Origin of the sequence: Streptomyces sp. PR69 (assembly GCF_026420845.1) — a bacterium.
Classification (GTDB): Bacteria; Actinomycetota; Actinomycetes; order Streptomycetales; family Streptomycetaceae; genus Streptomyces.
In genome coordinates, this window is record NZ_JAOWCB010000047.1 from 1 (window position 1) to 22,111 (window position 22,111).

Genomic DNA, 22,111 nt, shown 5'->3' on the forward strand with positions numbered 1-22,111 from the left:
TCCAAGGAAGACCTTGCCAAGGCCGCCAGCGTGCTGGGCGACATTAGCACCGCCACCGGCTACCTGGCAGCGGGTGCCTCGCTCATTCCGGGCGGCCAGGTGGCCGCGGGCGTTCTGGGTGGTGTTTCGCTCATCACCGGCGGCGCCAGCATGGTCCTGAACGGATTTGCCCACGGATTGACGAGCAAGGAATTCATCGGATCAGCGCTCGGGTTCGGTCTCGGTGTGGTGGGGATGCGGTCCAACAAGCTGATCGATGCCACTTCCGGGCTAGTACAATCGGTGGGCACACGGGCCAAGAAGGCATTCGGCGAGGCAGCTGCGTCGGCCTATTCGACGGTCACCGGCTGGTTCGACTAGCCAGCGCCGTGAATGACTGAGCTGTGGTGCCCGCATATGCGGGCACCACAGCGGTTCAAGGAGAAGATGTTGCACCCTCCGCAGATCTCAGTAGGCGTTTGGTGGATCATCGCCGCCATCGTGACGGCGATATTTCTGGCTGTCTGCGTCCCTCTGATGCCGACACGCAAGTACAAGATCCGAATTGCCTGCGCCCCCCTTTTGGGAGTGGTGTTCCTGGCGGCGGCTGCCAGTCTGCGAGGGCACGACATGGGCCGAGTCCTGTCCATCTATTCCACGGTGATGATCGCCTTTCCTGTTGGCATCATCGGCCGCGGCAAAGAACTGAAGGAAGCCGCCGCACAGGAGCAGAGAGCCCTCGGCGGCTACAGTGAACCGCCCCCCTTGAAGCTGACCGTGCAGCTCTCTTCCGCCATCGTCGGGGCCTGCATGGTGTGGGTGTGGCTCAGCTGGGGCTGAGCCCCTGCCCTAACGACAAAGCCGCCCGAAGCGCTGGCCTCCCCGTCGCCCACAGCCGTCAGCCTTGTGGCCATCCTCTGGCCAGGTTTCCCCTCCACACCCTCATGCCGGGTAGGCTGTAGCCCGCCCTGCCGCAGGCCGGACGGGGCGAGGGTGGGTTGCCCGAGCGGCCTAAGGGAACGGTCTTGAAAACCGTCGTGGCGCGAGCCACCGTGGGTTCAAATCCCACACCCACCGCAGCAGGTCAGCGTAGGTGCTGGTCAGAAGGGGTGCCGTCCACCGGGCGGCACTCCTCGACGTAGCCGTTGAGCTCGGTGAGCAGGAGTTCGGCGTTCTCCCACGCGTCCCATGGGAGTTGCTCTCCCAGCAGGTCGTACTCCCAGTGGGCGGCCGCTTCGGCCAGGTGCCGGTCTGCAATGCGGTGGTCGACTGCCTCCCAGGCGTGGAGCCACGGGCTGAGCGTGCCGGATGCCTCGGTGCACAGTGCGAGGAGTTCGTGCACGGGGACGGCAGGGTCCGGTTCGGTGAGGCTGTGCGCCCACCAGGAATGCAGGAACTCCCACACGGCCGTGCTCTGGCGCGGGGGCCACTGCTGCCAGTGGCCGCGGGCGAAGGAGCGGCCGACCTCGGCCATGCCGAACATGGTCCACGAGGCCGCTGACCAGCCCCCTGGAGAATTGGGGAAGGATACGGCGCAGCACCGCGCCGTGGTCCTTCCAGTCGGGGGCATCCCAGGTGCGTCGCAGGAGGTCCGGGTCGAGCTCCACACCCGGGATCTTCAGCTGTGCAAGCTCTTCCTCGCTGCCCCAGTGACAGTCGCACTGGCTCTCGTTGCTGCGGGCGGTCATACCGCGAAAGGTGACGGCCACGCAGTCCAGCGCACGGTCGAGTGGGAGTCGTGCCGGGGTGTCTTCGGGGGTCATCGTTGTCAGACAGCCTCAGGGGCACTCCGGCTGGGTCCCGCCAGCCGAAGAGCGCAATCCTACTGATCTTCCGGGCCGTGCGCCGGCTGTGGCGAAGGGGCGCTGCCCGGTGGGTGGCGCCCCTTTGGGGTGGGCGGGTCAGGAGGACGGTGGGTCAGGCAGGCGGATCGGGGAGTGGGTGGGTTGGTTGCCGATCAGGTGGGGAAGGCCCGCGTGGTCCGAGCCGACCTTGCGGTAGATGTCCGACAGGAGGCGGGTCACCACGGGGTCCTGAGTCCCCAGGGCTTCTGCTATGCGGGTGGTGGACCAGCCGAGGGCGGCCCATTCGGCGACCGTCTGCTCCTGTGTGGTCAGGGAGTCGGTCGGTGTGGTGCGTGGCTGGAGGGGCCAGAGGCCGGCCTCGTCCAGGTGTTCGCGGGCGCGGTCGGCGAGGCCGTCGGCGCCGCAGCGGACGGCGCTTTCCAGGCCGCGGTGGAGCTGTTCGGCGGCGTCCCGGGGAAGTCCGGCGCGGCGCAGGGCGATGCCGTGGTCCACAAGAGCGCAGGCCAGTTCGTAGCCGGCGGGTGAGCGTTCGAGGTGCTCGACGGACTGGGCGAGCAGGGTGAGCCGCTCATCGCCGTGCGCCACGGCCGCGGTGGCGCGCAGCGCTTGTCCGATGGCGGCCTGGGTGCCGAAGCGACGGGCCCTGCGGACGCCTTCGTCCGCGTACCTCCGGGCCCGCTCGGGGTCGGTGCTGGTGAGGGTCTCGGCCAGATGGAGCTGCCAGGGGCACCAGGCGGGGTTGCGCATGCCGCGTGGTTCAAGGCGCTCGCCGACCCGGATGAGCTGCTGTTCGGCTTCCCTGCGCATGCCGAGGGCGAGCAGCAGCTCGCTGTAGACGGTCTGGGAGTCCGGATAGACCACCGCGCCGGGCACGATCTCGCCGTAGCTGTAGGTGGTCGCGATCTTCTGCGCGTCCGGGGTGCGGCCCCGGGCGAGCAGGATCTCGATGAGGATGCCGATGGCGAAGTACTGGGCGGGCAGCTGGTGACCGACCCGGTCCGCGATCCGCAGTCCGCTGCGGACCAGGCCCTCGGCTTCGTCGAGCTGTCCGCGCCGGTAGCGGATATAGCCCAGGAGGGTGAAGCCGAAGGAGAGATGGGCGCCGCGCCAGCCCTTGTCCTCGCATTCCGCGATGCCCTTGTTGAAGAGCTCCTCGGCACGTCCGGGCTGGTCGCAGTACATGAAGGTGAGGGCGACCAGCACGGGAACCTCGAAGCCCCACTCCTCGTCGGTCCAGCTCAGACCGTCGCCCAGGGCTTCTTGCGCATAGTGGAGCGCGGTGGCCGCCGGTTCTCCGCGCACCATGGCGTCCCAGCCGCGCAGCCCCAGGATGTAGCGCTCGGCCAGACCCCGCCCGCTGAGGTGCTTGGCGAGCCTGGCCAGCCGGCGGGAACGGGCAGGGGAGTCCTGTTCGTCGGTCCGGAAGGCGTTCCACATGAACTGCTCCGCCTGCATCCGCAGCCGGGTCCTGGCGTTGGTGGCTTCGCGGGCGGCTTCGGCGACGGTCTCCGCGGCCTCCTTCATACGGTCGGAGTGGCCGAGGGCCTGTGCCAGCCGGCAGACGATCGCCTCGCGGAGGGCGGGGTCCAGGACGGGCTCCTCCAGTGCGGCCCGCAGATGGTTGACCGTCGTGGTCGGTTCCGTCAGCAGTGAGGAGCAGCCCAGTTCGAACAGGACGCTGGCCCGCTCTTCCAGGGCGGGCGGCTCACGCAGCACCCTGGCCAGACAGCGCCGGGCGGCTTCGGGCGCACCGGAACGCATGTACTCGCGGGCGGCGGCGCGCAGCGTCTGCACGATCCAGGCGTCGCTCTCGGGGTGCATCTCGAGCATATGGCGGGCGGTGGCCGTGACGCCCAGCCCCGAGTGGGAGATGATCTTGGCTGCCTGGCCGTGCATGAGGACGCGGAACGTCGCCGGGATCGCCCGGTAGACGGCCGTGGCGACCAGCGGGTGGAAGAACTCCAGCCGGTCGTCGTCAGGCGCGTCGGGGTTGGGGGCGGCGAGGATGCGTGCCTCGCGCAGCCGCGCCACCGCGTCGGCGGATTCGGCGTCGCCCAGTCCCCCGACGCTCGCCGCCAGGCCGCGGGTCGCGTCGGCGCCGAGCACGGCGGCGCCCCAGGCGAAGCGCACAACCGAGGTGCCGAGTTTCTCCAGCCGCTCGACGAGCCCGCTGCCCTTGACGGCGGAGGCGAGTTCGCGCAGCTCCGGAACGTGTGCGGCCTGCGGCTTCAGCTCGCGGTCGGCTACCTTGGCGGTGAGTTCGACGGTCTCGAAGGGGTTGCCGCCGGTGACCGCCCAGGCTTCGCGGCAGAAGTCCTCGTCGGCCTCCTCACCGAGGGTCTCCCGGACGATGCTGGCCACCGCGCCCTGGGTGAACGGCACGAGTTCAAACGGCCGCGTGCCCTGGCGTTCCGACAGCTTGGCGAAGGCCGCTGCGTCGGCGGGCAGTTCCTCGGGGCGGTAGGCCACGACGAGCAGCATGGGCAGCTCGGCGACTCGGGGTGCGAAGCCGGTGAGCCAGGCCAGCGACTCGGCGTCGGCCCAGTGGGCGTCGTCCAGCAGCACCACCAGAGGCGCGTGCTGTACGGCGAAGCGGGTGGCGATCCAGTCCAGGCCGTCCCGTACGCCCTGTGGATCGGGCATCCCGCCGGTGTCGGACGCCACCAGCCCCAGGGCAGGGGCGACGATGTCGTACCAGCCGCCCAGGATCGCGCGGTGCTCCTCTTCTGTGCCGGCCGCGAGCGCGGGCTGCATCAGCTGGCGTACGACATGGAACGCCACACCCTGCTCCTGCTCGCCGCCTCGGGCGGAGAGAATCGTGCAGCCACGGGCCGAGGCCCGCCTGCGCACCTCCCCGAGCAGTGCGGTCTTGCCCATTCCGGCATGCCCGGCGAAGGCTGCCCATCCGCCCGTGCCGGCTGAGCCGGGGCTGGGAGACGACCCGCACAACCCGGTCAACAGGTCGTCGACTGCCGCCAGTTCGCCGTCACGCTCCAGCAGTGGCCGGTGCGGTCGCCCCGCCCCGTATCCCGTATTGGCCACATCCGTTCCTTCGAACGTCGCGTATGTGTCGTCGTCGTAGGTGTAGCTCGTGTCGTCGTGAATAGGCGAAGAGTACGCCCGTCGGGACGGTCTGTAGTCCAGTGCGGACGTTCTGCTCGTGAAATGGACTGGAATCTGGTAACACCAGGGCCCGCCTTGGGGTTTCACCCGACGCAGCCGCAGCTCTGTGCACGCTGGTGTGAGGGGCGTGCGCGCCGTCGCTTGCGCGTGATTCACGCTCCACGTGCCCGGTCGCGCTCGGGTATGCAGACCATATGACCTGTCTAGCCTGGTAGTGCGGGGACAACGCTCAGACCTGCGCCGTCGGCTGACGGGGGTGCGGGGATTCGAGGGGCGCTCATGGCGAACGCACAGACTCCCGAGGGGCCTCAGATACCTTCGAACATTCCGTCGTCATCCGGCACTCCACCATCGTCCGGCATTCCGCCGTCGTCCGGCCGGTCCGCGGCGTGCTCCGATCCCACCCGGCGGACCTCCGCCGTCAGGCTGCCGTTCCCCGCGCGCTTCAGTCCGCACGCGGAGCGCGCCCGGAGGCATACCCTGCAGTGGGTACAGGGGATCGGCCTGTTGACGGGGGACGCCGCAGCGGCGGAGTACGACTCTCTCCGGCTCGAACGGCTGATGGCGTACTTCTACCCTGACGCCACGGCCGCTGACCTGGAGCTGGCGGCTGACTTCAACGCCTGGTTCTTTATCTTCGACGACCAGTTCGACGGCTGGCTGGGCAAGCGGCCGACGGCCGTCGAGGGCCTGGTGCGCACCCTGGCGGGAACGATGACGGGGGACGGCGTGCCCCGGCAGTACGACGGCCGCTCCCCCTGGGGGACGCGCCAGTCGCACATCCCCTCTGCCGAAGGCGTCCGGCCGCTGGTCGCGGCGTTCCATGACATCTGGCGGCGGTGCACCGACGGGCGGCCGGCGGACTGGCAGCGCCGGTTCCGGGCGCACTGGACGGCCTATATGGCCGCCTACCGAGCAGAGGCGCAGCACAGGAACGCGGAGCGGCTGCCTTCCCTGGAGCGGTTCCTTGAGGTCAGGCGGGACTCCATCGGTGTGCAGCCCTGTCTCGACTTCACCGAGCGGTGCGGCGGCTACAGCCTGCCGGACGAGCTGTACGGCATGGCTCCGCTGCCGGAGATGCGGGAGATCACCGCCGATGTGGTGATTTTCGTCAATGACATCGTCTCGCTCAGCAAGGAGCTGGCGGCCGGAGATGTGAACAACAGCGTGATCATCCACGCTGCGCAGCAGGGATGTACGCCGGAGGAGTCAATAGCTCACATTGCCGCACTCGCCACCGCGCGGGCCGCCCGTTTTGCGCAGCTCGCGGCATCGCTGGCGAAGAGGCTGAGCCGGCGCCGCGTGCCTGCGGAGGTCCGGGGCCACATCGCGCACTATGTGGAGGGCATGGAGCATCTGATGGCGGGCAATCTCGCCTGGTCACTGGCGACGTCCCGGTACGGAGAGACCGGGATCGCCGCGGTGAGCGGCGGCCGGCAGCGTCCTTGGGCGCAGCTGGCCGCGGACGGCGCCGCCGGAGCTGCCGAAGGCAAGGGCGGCGTGGGCGGCGTGGGCGGCGTGAGTGGTGCGGGCTGTGCGGGCGACGTGGATGGTGCGGGCTGTGCGGGCGGCGGCGAGGCCGCGGAGGGCGAGGGCGGTACGGCGGCGGACCGCGGCCGGGCCGGCTGGCCGCCGCCGGGTGGCGGCTCGGCGGCGGCGTCCTCAGCGGCGTCCCCGTGTCAGACGGCAGGCTGACGCGATTGTGGCGCGGGCCTCGTGTTCCGGGAGGCCCGCCCGGGCGGCTGCTTCGGTGAGGGCCGGTGCGAGTCTTTCGCCGAAGCCGTTCTCATAGGCGCGGCACGCCGCCCAGAACAGCCGGGTGTTGCGCTGGCCTTCCTGCGCCGCCAGCACGAAGTGGATCAACCCTTCCCCGCAGCCGTCCCCGTGGCCCTCCCCGTGGCTGTCCCCGCGGCTTGCGCCATGGCCGTCCCGCCCGGCGGGTTCGGCGGGTTCCTCGGTCCGGGTCGGCTCTCGGCGATGGCGCGGCGGGGTGATCAGGCGCAGCAGGGCGCGCGGGCAGGGCGCGGGCGTCAGGTGCGCCGTGCCGGGGGCGGGCCGGTACGCGCCATGGGCGGTGACCGAGCCCGGGCCCACCAGATAGCCGCCCGTCCCGCGGACGTCGATCCCGGGGGCGAGCCGGCCAGCCGAGTTGGGGACCGCGACCCCCGGCGGCCCGGTCAGCCAGAGATGGCGGCCGCCGCTGGGGGTGAGGACCGTGATCGTCTCCGGGATCGTGAACAGATGGCGCAGCGCCAGGTGCCGCAGTGCGGCGACGGCGTCCGTCGAGGACTTGGCGTCCAGGTCGATGCCGATCAGATGGTGCGGTGGTCTGCCGCAGGCGATGCCGTAGCCGGTGGCCCAGGGGGCGGCCGCGAACAGCGCGCGTACGCCCGCGGGGTCGGCGGTGGCGTCGTATACGCCGTGGCCGGGCAGCCCGCACTCCCCGCGGCAGCGGACCGGCTGGGGCTCGTCCCGGTGGGGGGAGCGCAGGGCGGGGAGCTTCGTGGGCGACAGGGGGATGACGGGGAGCCCGCGCTCGGCGGCTGAGAGGGCATGGGCGAGGGCCAGGGTGGCGGTCTGCCGGTCGGTGGTGGCCATGCCTCGATTTTCGTACAAGCGTTCGAAGAAGGGAAGGGGGGGATGGGTCCGCTGTGCCCCGATGGCCTGATCTGGGATTTCAGGGGTTTTCGGGTCACGAAAGGGGTTTATCGACAAGTCATCACGCTTGAGGGCGAATCATGCGGTCAGGAGTGGTTCGCCGGGGATTCGGTGGGCAATTCTGATCTCGCGACGTCGTGAACAAGATCTGGGGCGGTCGGCCAACTGCCTTGGACCAAGCCGTACTTCGAGCAAGCCGTACTTCCGCAGTACCGGTTCATGGAGGAAAGACATGGCAAGCATCCGTACCGCCCGCGTTCTCGCTGCTGTTGCCGCCCTGCCCCTGACGGCCCTGATGTTCTCGGGCGTCGCCCAGGCCGACAACGGCGCGGGTGCGGACGACGGATCGACCTCGAACGCGATCGTGGCCGCCATCGTCGGCAGCGGCGTCGGCGACGACAACAACGGCAACTCCACCACGACCCAGCAGGTCGCGAACGGCTCCGGCGCGACCAACCAGAACAACACCGCCGCTGTGAACGACGCCGACGACGTCAATGTCGAGCAGGTCAACGCGGTGGTGACCTTCACGAACCTGTGGTGAGCACGGTGGCCCGATGGGGGGTGACCGAGGGGTGAGCGACAGCCTGTGCGGCGGTGCTTCGGCGCCGTCGCGCAGGCTGCCGCGCGTTGTCGCCGCCTTGACAGGCCCAGCCGATCTGACGGACAGTCAGATAACCATTGGGCTGCGTTCGCTGGCGGGTGATGTGGTGACCGAGGCGCTGGACGGAGAGCAGCGCGGCGCGGCCGCGGAGGAGGACGAGGACGAGGCGTTCCACCGGCGGCTGAAGGCGTACGAGGGGCTGCCGGCCGCCGCCCCCGGCGTCGGCAGGGACCCGGTCAACGAGCCGATGATCAGGCACTGGTGCGAGGCGATGGGCGATGCCAACCCCGCGTACACCGGTCCCGACGCGATCGCGCCGCCGACGATGCTCCAGGCCTGGACGATGGGCGGCCTCGCGGGGCACGCGCCGCAGCCGGGCGGCGGCACGGCGCAGGACGAGCTGTTCGCGCTCCTCGAAGCGGCGGGCTGCACCTCGGTGGTCGCCACGGACTGCGAGCAGGAGTATCTGCGGCCCCTCAGGCCCGGCGACCGCATCACCTTCCGTACGGTGATCGAATCCGTCTCGCCCCGGAAGACGACAAAGCTGGGCGCGGGCCACTTCATCACCACGCGGACGGACGTCCGGGCCAATGGAGAGCCGGCCGCCGCCCATCGCTTCCGCATCCTCAAGTACGCCCCGGCCGCGGCCCCCCGCCCGGCGCATGACGCCGCGGAACCACGCCGCCCACGGCCCGTGATCAATCGGGACAACGCCGGATTCTGGGACGGCGTGGCCGGGCACACCCTCCTGATCCAGCGCTGCCGGAGCTGCCGGACCCTGCGTTTCCCCTGGCTGCCGGGGTGCAACGGCTGCGGCTCCGAGCAATGGGACACGGTCGAGGCGAGCGGCGCGGGCACGGTCTACTCGTATGTGGTGATGCACCACCCGCCGTTCCCCGCGTTCGATCCCCCGTACGCGGTCGCGCTGATCGAACTCGCCGAGGGCGTGCGCATCGTCAGCAATGTCATCGGGGTTCCGGCCGACCAGGTGCGCATCGGCATGTCCGTGCGGCTGGAGTTCCAGCAAGTCGACGAGGAGCTGGAACTGCCGGTCTTCCGGCCCCTGCGCGGGAGCGTGGTGTGACATGGCCGTGCGCCCCGGGGACGAGCTGCCGCCACTGGCCATCCCCGTCACCCGCACTCTGATCGTCGCCGGAGCCATCGCCTCCCGCGACTACCAGGACGTCCACCACGACCCGGAGCTCGCCCGGCAGAAGGGCTCCCCCGACATCTTTATGAACATCCTGACCACCAATGGGCTGGTGGGGCGGTATGTCACCGACTTCTTCGGCGAGCGGGCCCGGCTGCGCAGGGTGGCCATACGGCTCGGTGCGCCCAACTATCCGGGAGACACCATGGTGTTGCGCGGCACGGTCGTCTCGGTCGCGGACGACGGCGAGGTCACGGTGCGGGTCACCGGTGTGAACGGCATCGGCGCGCATGTCACGGGCACGGTGACGGCATCCGTGCCGGAAGGAGACGCCGCGAATGCCGCGAGCGCCGCGGACGATGCGGGCTCGGAGGATTCGGGGCGCGCTGCGGACTCGCGGGACTCAGCGGATTCGGGGGACTCGGGTGGCCGGGAGGGGCCGGAGGGCTTGCTGTTCGGGGGTGCCGTCGGATGAGTCTTCGGGGATCGGACGCGCTCGGCGGACGGGCGGCGATCGCCGGCATCGGGGCCACGGAGTTCTCCAAGGACTCCGGGCGCAGTGAGCTGAAGCTCGCCGTCGAGGCCGTGCGCGCCGCGCTCGACGACGCCGGTCTCTCCCCCGCCGACGTCGACGGACTGGTCACCTTCACGATGGACACCAGCCCGGAGATCACCGTCGCGCAGGCGGCCGGCATCGGCGAGCTGTCGTTCTTCTCCCGCGTCCACTACGGCGGCGGCGCGGCCTGCGCCACCGTGCAACAGGCGGCGCTCGCCGTCGCCGCCGGAATCGCCGAGGTCGTCGTCTGCTATCGCGCGTTCAACGAGCGCTCCGGCCGCCGCTTCGGGGCAGGGGTGCAGCGCCGCGAGCCGTCGGCTGAGGGCGCGGCCCTCGGCTGGGTCATGCCGTTCGGGCTGCTCACCCCCGCCTCATGGGTCGCCATGGCGGCGCAGCGCTACCTTCAGGTCCACGGTCTGACCACCGAGGCGTTCGGGCAGGTGGCGGTGGTCGCCCGCCGCCATGCGGCGAACAACCCCGCCGCGTACTTCCACGGCCGGCCGATCACTCTCGCCGAGCACGCGGCCTCGCGCTGGATAGCGGAGCCGCTGCGGCTGCTGGACTGCTGCCAGGAGACCGACGGGGGCCAGGCGATCGTCGTCACCAGCGTGGAGCGCGCCCGGGAGCTGCCACAGCCCCCCGCGGTGATCGTCGCCGCGGCGCAGGGCGCGGCACGCGGGCAGGAGCAGATGACCGGTTTCCACCGGGGCGATCCGACCGTGCTGCCGGAGACGGGGGTGGTGGCCCGCCAGCTGTGGCAGACCTCGGGGCTTGCGCCCGCCGATATCGATGTAGGCATTGTGTACGACCATTTCACCCCTTTTGTGCTGATGCAGCTGGAGGAGTTCGGGTTCTGCAAGCCCGGTGAGGCGGCCGGTTTCATCGCCTCCGGCGCGCTGCCCCTCAACACCCATGGAGGCCAGCTGGGAGAGGCGTATCTGCACGGTATGAACGGCATCGCGGAAGCGGTCAGACAGCTTCGCGGCACCTCGCCGAATCAGACGCCGGGCGCGGCGAGGGTGCTGGTCACGGCGGGCGCCGGCGTGCCCACCTCGGGGCTGATCCTGGGTGCGGACGGCTGACCGCGGCAGCGGGATGGCCGGGCCCCGCGGCGCGCGGCGGGCGGCGTCCGCGCTGCGCGGCGACCCTGACAGGGCCCTCCACCTTCAGGAGGTGCGGCCGCGGCTCCCCGTACAACCTGAGAGGGACAAGGCTTCGGGACCTGGGGCCGATCCGCGCGGCACAGGCCGCTTCTAGCGTGGAGCCATGACCACGCCTGTCTGCACAAGCGCTGCCGCGGCCGCCGAGCCGACGACCGCACGCTTTGTGTCCTACGCATCGTTCTCGTCGTACGTACGGGCGCGGGGGCCCGTGCTGCTGCGGACCGCGCGCTCGCTCACCGCCAACCCGAGCGACGCCGAGGACCTGCTGCAGACCGCGCTGGCCAAGACCTATGTCGCCTGGGAGCGGATCGAGGACCACCGGGCGCTGGACGGCTATGTCCGCCGCGCCCTGCTGAACACCCGCACCTCGCAGTGGCGCAAGCGCAAGGTCGACGAATTCGCCTGCGAGGAACTGCCCGAGCGCGATGCCTCGCCCGAGCCCGACCCCGCCGAGCGGCAGGCGCTGCACGACGCGATGTGGCGCGCCGTGCTGAAGCTGCCCGACCGCCAGCGGGCGATGGTCGTGCTGCGCTACTACGAGGATCTCAGCGAGGCCCAGACGGCCGAGGTGCTCGGGGTGTCCGTCGGCACGGTGAAGAGCGCCGTGTCGCGTGCGCTGAGCAAGCTCCGCGAGGACCCGGAACTCTCGCCCATGTGCTGACACATGTGCCGGAGGTTGTCGGCGGTTGTCGGCGGTTGTGGGCAGCTGTCGGCAGCTGTCGGCAGCTGCCGGCAACCGCCGGCACGACAAGGATCGAGTGGCGATTCCTTACCCCCGGGTAGTGACATACCGCATGGTATGTGAGCAGAATCTGCACCAACCCTTTCTGCCGCGTAGCGCCAGCGCCCACCGGGAGGTCGCCGTGCTCAGCACCATGCAGGACGTACCGCTGACCGTGTCTCGCATCCTGAGCCACGGGACGACGATGCATGCATCGTCACTGATCACAACATGGACGGGGGAGGCGGAGCCACAGCGGCGGACATTCGCCGAGACCGGCGCGCGGGCGGCGCAGCTTGCGCATGCGCTCCGCGACGAGCTGGGGATCACCGGGGATCAGCGTATTGCAACGCTCATGTGGAATAACGCCGAGCATGTGGAGGCGTACTTCGCCATTCCGTCGATGGGCGCGGTGCTGCACACGCTGAATCTGCGGCTGCCGCCGGAGCAGCTGGTGTGGATCGTCAACCACGCCGCCGACCGGGTCGTGATCGTCAACGGCAGTCTGCTGCCGCTGCTGGCCCCGCTGCTGCCCCATCTGCCCACCGTCGAGCATGTGGTGGTCTCCGGCGCCGGGGACCGCTCGGTGCTGGCGGACGCGCAGGCGCAGGTGCACGACTACGAGGAGCTGATCGCCGGCCGGCCGGAGGAGTTCGACTGGCCGGAGCTGGACGAGCGGTCCGCCGCCGCGCTGTGCTACACCTCCGGCACCACCGGCGACCCCAAGGGCGTGGCCTACTCCCACCGGTCGGTGTATCTGCACGCGATGCAGGTGAACATGGCGCAGTCGATGGGGCTGACGGACGAGGACACCTCGCTGATCGTGGTGCCGCAGTTCCATGTGAACGCCTGGGGCCTGCCGCACGCCACATTTATGACCGGCATCGGGATGCTGATGCCGGACCGCTTTCTGCAGCCGGCCCCGCTGGCGGAGATGATCGAGCGGGAGAAGCCCAGCCATGCGGCCGCGGTGCCGACGATCTGGCAGGGGCTGCTGGCGGAGGTGACCGCCCGGCCCCGCGATCTGTCGTCGATGCGGCAGGTGACGATCGGCGGCTCGGCCTGTCCGCCGTCGCTGATGGAGGCCTACGACAAGCTCGGGGTGCGGCTGTGTCATGCCTGGGGGATGACGGAGACCTCGCCGCTGGGCACGATGGCGCGTCCCCCGGCGGGGCTGTCGGCGGAGGAGGAGATGCCGTACCGGCTCACCCAGGGCAAGTTCCCGGCCGGCGTGGAGGCGCGGCTGATCGGCCCGGACGGCAAGGCGCTGGCCTGGGACGGGGTCTCGGCGGGGGAGCTGGAGGTGCGCGGCCCGTGGATCGCGGGCGGCTACTACGGCGGCGCCGAGGGGGAGACGGTCCGTCCGGAGGACAAGTTCAGCGAGGACGGGTGGCTGAAGACCGGGGACGTGGGTGTGATCAGCCCGGATGGGTATCTGACGCTGACCGACCGGGCGAAGGATGTGATCAAGTCCGGTGGGGAGTGGATCTCCAGTGTGGAGCTGGAGAACGCGTTGATGGCCCACCCGGAGGTCGCGGAGGCGGCGGTGGTCGCGGTGCCGGACGAGAAGTGGGGCGAGCGGCCGCTGGCGACGGTGGTGTGGAAGGACGGCGCGAAGGCGGAACTGGCCGCGCTGAAGGACTTCCTGGCCGGCAGGATCGCCAAGTGGCAGCTGCCGGAGCGCTGGTCGGTGGTGGAGGCGGTGCCCAAGACCAGCGTCGGCAAGTTCGACAAGAAGGTGATCCGGAAGCAGTACGCCGACGGAGAGCTGGAGGTCACCCGGATCTGAGCGGCACCGCCTGCGTCTGACGGGCGCGAGACGGCCGTCCCGACAGTGACAGACCGGGACGGCCGTCCGCCATGAGCCCTGGGGCGCTGGGGCTCTGGGCTCTTGGGGTTCCTGGGGGGGGTGGGGGCTCCTGGGGCTTCTGGGGCCCGTCAGTTCGTCCCTATCTTGGCCAGCAGGTCGACGATGCGCGTCTGCACCTCCGGGCTCGTCGAACGCTCCGCGAGGAAGAGCACCGTCTCCCCCGACGACAGCCGCGGCAGCTCGGCCCGGTTCAGCCCCGCCGAGGTGTAGACGACGAGCGGAGTGTGGTTGAGCTGCCCGTTCGCGCGCAGCCAGTCGATGATGCCTGCGCGCCGTCTGCGTACCTGCATCAGGTCCATGACCACCAGATTCGGCCGCACCTGCGTGGCGAGCGCCACCGCGTCGGTGTCCGCGCCCGCCCGTGCGACCTGCATGCCGCGCCGCTCCAGCGTCTGGGTCAGCGCCAGCGCGATCTCCTCGCTCTCCTCGATCAGCAGAACGCGCGAGGGGTGCTGCTCGCTGTCCCGGGGGGCCAGCGCCTTGAGCAGGACGGCCGGGTCGGCCCCGTACGCGGCCTCCCGTGTCGCCTGCCCCAGGCCCGCGGTCACCAGCACCGGCACCTCGGCGGCCACCGCCGCCTGGCGCAGGGACTGCAGCGCGGTACGGGTGATCGGACCGGTCAGCGGGTCCACGAACAGCGCCGCAGGGAACGCGGCGATCTGCGCGTCGACCTCCTCGCGCGAGTGCACGACCACCGGGCGGTAGCCGCGGTCGCTCAGCGCCTGCTGGGTGGAGACGTCGGGCGCGGGCCAGACGAGCAGCCGGCGCGGATTGTCCAGCGGCTCCGGGGGGAGTTCGTCGTCGACGGGCTGCGGCTGCGGACGGTTGGCCACCTCGACCGCGCCGCCGGGGCCGTCCAGCGGCTCCGGGCCCTCCGCGCCCTCGTCGGGTGCGGAGATCGCGTACGCACGGCCCTCGGAACGCTCGGCCGCGGCGCGCTTCGCAGACTGCGACTGCGACTGCGACTGCGACTGGGGCTGGGGCTGGGGCTGCGGCTGGGACGGCGACGGCAGCTGGGCGTGCTGGCGGGCTGCTGCCTCGGCGTGCTCCGCGTCGGGGCGGTTGGCCAGCTTGCGCCGCCGACCGGAGCCCGCGCTCGGCTGACCGTGCGGAGGCGTCGTCTGCTGGGCGGCCTGCTGGGCGTACGGCACGCCTTGCCCCAGCGTGCGCACGCTGAACGCCCTGCCCTGCGTATCGGTGCCGGACGCCTCGGGAGCGGCAGCGGCGGCCGGAGCGGGCGTGGCCGGGCCGGAGGCCGGGGCCGGGGTCTCGGCGGGCAGTGGCTGGGCCGCGGGCTGCGGCTGTGGCGGAGGCAGAGGCAGGGATACGGGCCCCGGGCCCTCGCCCTCCGCTGCGCCCGCGGCTGCCGGGGGTACGGGGGTGGCTTCCCGCGGCGCCGGGGTGCCGGGCGCGGGCGTCGTCGCCGCGTCCGCCGGGCCCGTGGCGGTCGCCGGTTCGGGCAGTGGCTGAGCGGCCTCGGCGGCGGGGCGGGCACGTCGGCGTCCCGTCGGGAGCGGATGCGGCTGCGGCGGGGTGTGGTGCTCCGTGCCGGGCGCCGTGCGGACGGCCTCGTGCTGGCCCGGTACGTCGTGGGGGGCCCGGCGGTCCCGTGAGGATGCCTCCGGGGCCGGGGCGGGCGCCTTTGGGGACCGGTCCGACGCGGCCGGCGGGAGCGCGAACGCGCTGCGCGGCGTACTGCTGCTCTCCGCCGCCTGCATGGTCTCAGCGGCCTCGGCGGCCTCCGGCGCCTCGGGAGCATCCAGGGCTCGGGGCGCCTCGGCGGAGGCCGTGGCCAGCGCCCGCCTGGCGCGCCGCCCGGTGGGAGCGGGCTGCGGGGCGGGTACGGGCGCGGACGAGGATGCGGGCGCGGGCGCGGGTACGGGCGCGGGTACGGGCGCGGGCAGCTCGGCGCGGGCGCGGCGGCCGGACGGGGCGCTGCCGTTCAGATGTGCGTTGGGGTGCGCGTTTCCGTGGGGGGCGACGGGGACGCCCTGCGGCGGCACGGTCTCGCCGAGCGCCGGACGTCCGGTGGCCGCGGCGCCCTCCGCCGCCGTGACCACGGACCCCTCGGCGGGCTGCATCGCACCCCCGGGACCCGCGGCCGTGAGGGGTTCCTCGGCCGGGCTGGGCCGACCGCGCCTGCGTCCCGTGCCGCCGCCGCCCGCTGCCTGCGCGGGGATGAGTTCCTGAGGCGTGGCCGGTTCGGCCGGGGGAGCCGCCCGGCGGCGGCCGGTCGGCCGCATGGCCACCGGGTCCTCCGCGGCCACCGGGCTCTCCAGGAACGCGTCCGTGGAGGCGCGCCGGGCACGCCGCCGACCGCTCCTTCCGCCGCTTGCGGAACCGGGTCCCTGAGCGGCGGCCGGAGCCGGAGCTGCGGCGGCGGGGGCTTCGACCGGTGCCGCGGTCTCGGGAGTCCCGCCCCCGGGAGTCCCGCCCCCGGCCCCGGTCTGGACATCGGCCGGAACGGTGGCCGGAACCGCGGCCGGAACCGCGGCCGGAACATACGCGGCAGCCGGCTCCGCGTTCTGCTGCCCGGGCAGAGCGAGCGCGGTCCCCGGCGTCGCGGGAGGCTGCGCCACCGTTCCGGCGCCCTCGCCGAGCGGCACCTCCAGCACATAGGCGCTGCCGCTCATCCCCGGCATCTCATGCGTCTGCAGCACACCGCCGTGCGCCCGTACGATCCCGCGCACGATCGGCTCGTGCACCGGGTCTCCCCCGGCGTATGGCCCGCGCACCTCGATCCGTACGACCTCGCCGCGCTGTGCCGCGGCCACCACGATCGTCGAGTCCCCGTAGCCGCCTCCCGGGACGGTCCGCGCCTTGCCTGTCGAGTCGACCCCCGCGACATCCGCGATCAGATGCGCCAGCGCCGTCGCCAGCCGGGCCCCGTCCACCTCGGCCTCGACCGGCGGGGCATGCACGGCGAATTGCGCGCGCCCCGGGCCGATCAGCTCGACCGCGCCGTCGACGCCGGCCGCCACGACCCCGTCGAGCAGCACCTTCGACTTCTGGAGCGCCTCGGCACCGGTGTCGAGGCGCTGGAATCCCAGGACATTGTCGACAAGTGTCGTCATCCGGGCGTATCCGGCGGCCAGATGGTGGAGGATTTGATTCGCCTCGGGCCAGAGCTGTCCGGCGGGGTCGGCGGCCAGTGTGCCGAGTTCGGCGCGCAGTTCCTCCAGTGGGCCGCGCAGCGACTCGCCGAGCACGGCGGTCAGCTGGGCATGCCGGGCGGCCAGCTCCGCGTACCGCTCCTGGCTCGCCTCCAGTTCGGCCGCCGCCCGGTCCGCGTTGTCGGCCAGTTCGGCGGCGTGCTGTTCGGCCGACTCCGCCAGTTCCGCGGCATGCCGCTCGGCCGTCTCCTTCAGCTCGGCGGCATGCCGCTCCACCAGCTCCTCGTACGGCCGCCGGTCGGTGAAGGTCATCACCGCGCCGACGAGCTGGTCCCCGTCCCGCACCGGCGCGGTCGTCAGATCCACCGGCACCCGGTCGCCGCTCTTCGACCACAGCACCTGGCCGCGCACCCGGTGCTTGCGGCCGGACTTCAGCGTGTCCGCGAGCGGGGACTCCTCGTACGGGAACGGCTCGCCGTCCGCGCGGGAGTGCAGGATCAGTGGGTGCAGCTCCTGCCCGCCGAGGTCGCTGGCCCTGAAGCCCAGTATCTGGGCGGCGGCCGGGTTGACCAGGACGACCCGGCCCTCGGTGTCCGTGCCGACGACGCCCTCGGCCGCCGCCCGCAGGATCATCTCCGTCTGGCGCTGCGAACGCGCCAGCTCCGCCTCGGTGTCGACCGTCCCCGAGAGATCGCGTACGACGAGCATCAGCAGCTCGTCGCCGGTGTAGCCGGACTGGGAGGCATAGGCCTCGCGGCCGTCCTCAAGGCTGGCGCTGGTGACCTCGACGGGAAACTCGACGCCGTCCGTGCGCCGGGCGATCATCCGGGTCGGCTTGGTGCGGCCGCGCGGGTCCGCAGCCTCCGGCCGCCGCATGGAGCCGGGGATCAGCTGGGAGTCGAACGACGGCAGCAGATCGAGCAGTCCCCGGCCGACCAGGGCGGTGCCGGGGGCCTCGAAGAGCTCCAGCGCGATGGTGTTGGCGTTGACGACGGTGCCGTTGCAGTTGACGAGCACGAGGCCGTCGGGGAGCGCGTCGAGTATGGCGGCGAGGCGAGCAGCGCCTCGCGATGGCCTGCTGCTCACGACGACGGTTCCTCCCTGACCTACTGCACAGTGCGGACAGCCGCTCCCATCTTGCCCCTCGGGCCGCAGCCTGTCACTGGAGGGAGTCTAAGGGCAGCGGATGCGGGTGCGGCGGCGGATGAGGGGGAGCTCTCACGGAGCTCCGGTGCGCGCGGTATACCCCTCGGCCCTGCTAGCGGGCATTCGGAAGGACAGGTTCCAGATTCCGCCAGCGGGCGATCTCGCAGCCGTTGGCGCGGCTGAAGCGGGCGTCGACCCGCTGTCCGCGCCAGGTGCCGGTGATCCGCGCGATGGCGTCCCCGCCGTACTGGTGGGTGCACATGCTGCCCTTGGGCACGGGCGCGAACGGGTCCTTCCCCTCCCGCGCCAGCTCGTCCAGCCGCGCACATGCCTTCTCCGCCGAGGGGTGCGTACCGCCGACGGGGCCGCACTCAAGCTCGTACGTGCCGTCCCCGGACCGGTTGCCCGACCGCTCGACGGTCACGGTCAGCCGGTCCGGGGACGACAGCAGCGAGCCCAGCGACAGCGGTCCGGGCGACTGGGCGGCGGCCGCGGCGGTTCCGGCGGCGGCGGTCCCGGCGGCCGGGCCGACCGCGACGCCGACTCCGGCGAGCGCGGCGGCGGACGCGGTTGCGGTGAGAGCGAAACGGCGCAGCATGTGCAGCTCCATGTGTTGACCTACGGGTCCGGGGCGGGCCCACGAGCCCCTGGGCCCACCCTCGCGGGCGGCCCTGCCGGCTCCTGCCGTCCCGGTCCGGCACGGGGCCGTCCCGGGCGCGGGAGCACGAGCCCTGCCCTCTCTAACGCGCCAGGGCCCCCGGCGTTGCGCAGCCGCCGATTGCTTTGCCCTGCGGGCCGCACGCCTTGTACCGTGGACAGCGATTGGTGACCGGCCGCAATGCTGTGTCATCATCTGCACACACCACATCGCGCTCGCGGGCGCGACCCGGCGGTGTGCTGGAGGCGTCGCCTAGTCCGGTCTATGGCGCCGCACTGCTAATGCGGTTTGGGTCTTAAAGCCCATCGAGGGTTCAAATCCCTCCGCCTCCGCCAGCAAGATCACTGAAGCCCCGGCCGCCCGGCCGGGGCTTCAGTGCTTCTGCCCGCGCGGGGGCTTCGCTTCGTAGGCAACCCGCCCCTCGCATCGGCATTTATGCAGGTCAGCTGGGGTTTGCCTAATGGATTTCGCGTGACGGCGCAGGTCATGTAATGTTGTTCCCGCAACGCCGACCGGGCCGAAAAGCCCGGAACGCCAAGCACAAGCACTCGTAGCTTAACGGATAGAGCATCTGACTACGGATCAGAAGGTTGCAGGTTCGAATCCTGCCGAGTGCACACAGCTGAGAGGCCCCCGGAGATGATCCGGGGGCCTCTCGCGTTGGGCGTACAGCAGTGAAGTACAGCAACCGCGCCGACCGCAGTCAGCGGGTGCCGCGCATCGCGTTGGACACGCTACGGGCCCCCACGTCCGCAGCCACGACGGCCAACAACTGATCCAGACCGCCTGACAAGGACCGATCAGGCGTCCTTCCAAATCCGGCTGTCACGGGCCACGTCATACACCCGCTCCACCTGCGCCGTATCGAAGACGCCGTTCAACGGCCCGAGCGCCGCCACCTCGCGCTCCCGGTAGACGCGAACGTCCAACTGCGTCGGCACCACATCTAACTTGGCCAGGCCGACGAAGACCAACACCGGCTGCACCTGCACGGCGAAGTCGCAGCGTGCTTCGAGCACCCGCTGAACCCGCCTTGCCTCGGCCTTGCTCTTGAGCGGATACGGCCGCGCCCTGCCCCGGTTGACCCGCACCATGCCGTCGCCGACCCACACGCTCTTGCCAGGATGATTCTTGGTGTTGATGCTGAACACCCCACCCGGCCCGATCAGCAGATGGTCGATGTCGACATTCCGCGGCAACGGAACGGAGTGCAACACCCGCCACCCCTGCCGGCCCAACCGCTCCAGCTCGACGCCCACGCGCTTCTCAGCAACGAGCCCGGTCCGCCACGACTCCATCTGATCAGGCCGGCGCAGCAGCCAGGCGAGCACCCGCTCCAGCCTGCTGGGCCCGGAGGTGTCGAGCTTGTCCTTGAGCCCGGCACCAGGCCGCCGAGTCGCGAGATCGAACTCCGGGGGGAGCGGCGGCAAGGGCGGCGTACTCGCAGGCGGCGTGGTTTCACTCGGGACAGCAGGTGTCGAGCTATGGGTCGCAAGCGCGTCCATGGCCGCCTGACGAAATGCGGGAACCTTGATCGTGATCTCACCGGTCTTGCAGTCCATCCACACGACCGCCGTGCCGTCCGGCAGATTCACATAGAGCCGATCATGCCCATACCGCTTCCACGATGTGACGCGCAGCTCCCCCACGGAACCCCCCTGAGCCCACAACGCCGTTACAACTATGGCAGCAGCGAAGCAGCCAGCCCCACAAGAGCGCCCCTGCGGTAGAACTTTCCCTACTCGATCAAGAGCCCGCGCACGGTGCGGGGGCGCGTCGCCTGTGCGGCGCGGCCTGCCTCCTGTCTCCGCCCCGGCTGGCCGCGCCCGGCGGCGCGTGCGTGCGGCGGGCGAAGGTCAGAGAAAACCCGCTGTGGCTGGGGCGGTCGGCTCCACGGCTTTAGGCAGCCACTTTGGGGCGAGCATCGAAGATCATGGCCCCAACGTCGTGCTTCACCCGGGCAGCTCCACAGACTGCCCAACGCGCCGCAAGCTTACGGGGCCATGATCACTCGCCCCCAAGCAGCTCCAGCCCAAAGCCGCTCCGCCGACCTCACACACTGGGTCAACGCATCACTCGGCTTCCTTCGGATGCGGTGCCGTCGCCGCTGCAACCCTGGCGAGTGCCCGACCAGAGGAGGTTTTCACTTCGTTGCGCTCTTTGCGTGTCTACTTCACTACTAGCTGGTTATCCATCTGATGTTGCACCAAGACGGCCGATACTTCGAAATGCTCGGCAATCCTCTCGACACTTTCGAGAGATGCCGACCAGGGGTCCGCGTCTAGTAGCTGCGAGATGCCCGCTGCTGGCGCGAGCAGCTCAGCCGCAAAAGCACGCTCAATCTTCTGCTTCTCTGTGTACGCCCCAGTGATAAGGAATGGCGCGTCATCATCTGTCACAGAATGCCACAGAGCTCGCCCAATAAGAAAGTTCTTCGTCTTAGCGTGCGCTTGGCTGGCTCCAACTACGAGCGCAGCGCCACCGCCACGACGGCGGCCAAGGGCATGAATTCTTGGTTCTGGAGACGTAAGCTCCTGTGTCGAGACGAACTCGCCGAGTTGGAACCTCTCTGCGCTCGGAACCTGAGCAATCTGGCGAGCGATCTTAGCTTGCTCCCAACCGGTTTCCCAAGGGCGCGTCGAAGGGCCGGACCTGTATTTGCTCAGCACGGCGCGCATCTCTTCTGTGAGCAGGTTCCTGCGGGGAGCTGTGATGCCCTCCACTTTGGCGGCTGCCTGCGATACCCAGCCCTGAGATTCCTGAATCTTCGCCGGTGAGACCGCGTCCACGAAGTCGCCGAACAAATCAGGCGTCAGATTTTGCGACGCGGAAATGATCTCATTCTCGAATTCGTGCGCCTCGGAATAGGGGTCGAGTCCGAGGCGCGCTGCCGTGCGGCAATATTGCGCCTCGTCGACGTCTGCTCCCGTTACTGCGGCCCACTCCTTGTGGAGCGAGGTGGCCCCAAGGCCGCACTCGTCCAGTCGGGAGATGACAGAGTTGACGATGCGGGAAAGCTCGACCTGTAGCTCTGTTGACGCAACCGTCGCGTCACCATGGCCGATGTAGCGAATTCTCCAGTTGGCCACGGGAGAGGAGTATGGTCGCCAAGAAATGGTTGTCTGTTCTCCGGCGGGGATGAATGCCAGATCTGGCCAGGCGAACCCATCGCCGATGCGGCGGAAATTATTCCGAAGCAGTTCCGGGTCGGTCAATCTGGCTCGGTCGAAACGACTGACCAGCTCCGGACGGGAGAGTCGTGAATTGAAGAGAAGTTTCCACCAGTTGAAGGCGATCCACTCGGCGAGCGGATAAAGGGGTGCGTAAATCGACCGGCGCGAACTGCCGGAATCTAGATCTTCCACGAGGGTGATGAAGTCTTGCCCAGCGCGAATCTCGATTCGTGCCCATGTGGCTTTGTGCTCCGGAAGCCTGACGCCGGGGGCAGATTCCCACTCCCAGGAGATCTTGAAAGTTCCTTCGGCATCCATTGCGTCAAAGCCCTTCCGGGAATTCGTTAGGTGCTAGTGGGTACCCCTTGTATTGCCCCTGCTCCCTATTTACA

General features: G+C 70.5%; 15 protein-coding genes, 3 tRNA genes and 1 pseudogene. 12 read left to right on the forward strand and 7 right to left on the reverse strand.

Annotated elements, in window-relative coordinates; all coding sequences use genetic code 11:
* From OF819_RS27000 to OF819_RS27010, 3 genes are all read left to right on the forward strand, one after another.
* Positions 1–360: hypothetical protein (locus tag OF819_RS27000; RefSeq protein WP_416370632.1), on the forward strand; the 360-nt coding region annotated here is incomplete at its 5' end.
* 12 nt (positions 361–372) lie between these two features.
* Entirely contained in the window at positions 373–819 is a 447-nt protein-coding gene (locus OF819_RS27005) for a hypothetical protein (RefSeq protein WP_267246268.1), read from the forward strand.
* 152 nt (positions 820–971) lie between these two features.
* Positions 972–1,056, forward strand: a tRNA-Ser gene (locus tag OF819_RS27010).
* Between the two features lie 7 nt (positions 1,057–1,063).
* On the opposite strand, the gene OF819_RS29155 is transcribed toward OF819_RS27010, so the two are convergent.
* Both OF819_RS29155 and OF819_RS27020 read right to left on the reverse strand, forming a co-directional pair.
* Positions 1,064–1,453 (reverse strand): hypothetical protein, encoded by a 390-nt coding sequence (locus OF819_RS29155; protein WP_323748972.1) that lies wholly within the window; start codon positions 1,451–1,453, stop codon positions 1,064–1,066.
* A gap of 427 nt (positions 1,454–1,880) precedes the next feature.
* Positions 1,881–4,826, reverse strand: coding sequence for an ATP-binding protein (locus tag OF819_RS27020; RefSeq protein WP_267246269.1), 2,946 nt, complete (start codon positions 4,824–4,826; stop codon positions 1,881–1,883).
* A gap of 360 nt (positions 4,827–5,186) precedes the next feature.
* Here OF819_RS27020 and OF819_RS27025 point away from each other — a divergent pair, with 360 nt between their 5' ends.
* A complete protein-coding gene (locus OF819_RS27025; protein ID WP_323748973.1) occupies positions 5,187–6,602 on the forward strand; it encodes an isoafricanol synthase in 1,416 nt (471 codons plus the stop codon).
* Here the strand turns inward: OF819_RS27025 and OF819_RS27030 are convergent.
* Positions 6,570–7,505 (reverse strand): bifunctional DNA primase/polymerase, encoded by a 936-nt coding sequence (locus OF819_RS27030; RefSeq protein WP_267246271.1) that lies wholly within the window; start codon positions 7,503–7,505, stop codon positions 6,570–6,572. The genes OF819_RS27025 and OF819_RS27030 overlap by 33 nt on opposite strands.
* 292 nt (positions 7,506–7,797) lie before the next feature.
* Here OF819_RS27030 and OF819_RS27035 point away from each other — a divergent pair, with 292 nt between their 5' ends.
* The 6 genes and pseudogenes from OF819_RS27035 (at position 7,798) to OF819_RS27060 (ending at position 13,548) form a co-directional block, all read left to right on the forward strand.
* Positions 7,798–8,109, forward strand: a complete 312-nt coding sequence (locus OF819_RS27035; protein ID WP_267246272.1) for a hypothetical protein — start codon at positions 7,798–7,800, stop codon at positions 8,107–8,109.
* A gap of 178 nt (positions 8,110–8,287) precedes the next feature.
* On the forward strand, positions 8,288–9,253 hold the full coding sequence (locus OF819_RS27040; protein WP_267246289.1) for a bifunctional MaoC family dehydratase N-terminal/OB-fold nucleic acid binding domain-containing protein: 966 nt from the start codon (positions 8,288–8,290) through the stop codon (positions 9,251–9,253).
* Between the two features lie 7 nt (positions 9,254–9,260).
* Positions 9,261–9,653, forward strand: a pseudogene (locus OF819_RS27045) (MaoC family dehydratase); the annotation flags it as partial.
* Positions 9,654–9,790: 137 nt separating this feature from the next.
* A complete protein-coding gene (locus tag OF819_RS27050; protein WP_267246273.1) occupies positions 9,791–10,957 on the forward strand; it encodes a lipid-transfer protein in 1,167 nt (388 codons plus the stop codon).
* A 184-nt stretch (positions 10,958–11,141) separates the two neighbouring features.
* Complete coding sequence (locus tag OF819_RS27055) at positions 11,142–11,699, forward strand: SigE family RNA polymerase sigma factor (RefSeq protein ID WP_267246274.1); 558 nt, start codon at positions 11,142–11,144, stop codon at positions 11,697–11,699.
* Positions 11,700–11,901: 202 nt separating this feature from the next.
* Entirely contained in the window at positions 11,902–13,548 is a 1,647-nt protein-coding gene (locus tag OF819_RS27060) for a long-chain fatty acid--CoA ligase (RefSeq protein WP_267246275.1), read from the forward strand.
* Positions 13,549–13,697: 149 nt separating this feature from the next.
* Here OF819_RS27060 and OF819_RS27065 read toward each other — a convergent pair whose 3' ends face one another.
* Positions 13,698–17,828 carry a PAS domain-containing protein gene (locus OF819_RS27065; protein ID WP_267246276.1) on the reverse strand — a complete coding sequence of 1,377 codons (4,131 nt, stop codon included), beginning with the start codon at positions 17,826–17,828 and terminating at the stop codon, positions 13,698–13,700.
* Between the two features lie 172 nt (positions 17,829–18,000).
* Positions 18,001–18,486, reverse strand: a complete 486-nt coding sequence (locus OF819_RS27070) for an SSI family serine proteinase inhibitor (protein WP_267246290.1) — start codon at positions 18,484–18,486, stop codon at positions 18,001–18,003.
* A gap of 301 nt (positions 18,487–18,787) precedes the next feature.
* Here OF819_RS27070 and OF819_RS27075 point away from each other — a divergent pair.
* Positions 18,788–18,881, forward strand: a tRNA-Ser gene (locus tag OF819_RS27075).
* Between the two features lie 209 nt (positions 18,882–19,090).
* Positions 19,091–19,163: transfer RNA gene (locus OF819_RS27080), tRNA-Arg, on the forward strand.
* Between the two features lie 183 nt (positions 19,164–19,346).
* Here the strand turns inward: OF819_RS27080 and OF819_RS27085 are convergent.
* Both OF819_RS27085 and OF819_RS27090 read right to left on the reverse strand, forming a co-directional pair.
* Positions 19,347–20,195 carry a nuclease-related domain-containing protein gene (locus OF819_RS27085; protein ID WP_267246277.1) on the reverse strand — a complete coding sequence of 283 codons (849 nt, stop codon included), beginning with the start codon at positions 20,193–20,195 and terminating at the stop codon, positions 19,347–19,349.
* Positions 20,196–20,714: 519 nt separating this feature from the next.
* On the reverse strand, positions 20,715–22,037 hold the full coding sequence (locus OF819_RS27090; protein ID WP_267246278.1) for an ImmA/IrrE family metallo-endopeptidase: 1,323 nt from the start codon (positions 22,035–22,037) through the stop codon (positions 20,715–20,717).
* Between the last annotated feature and the right edge of the window lie 74 nt (positions 22,038–22,111).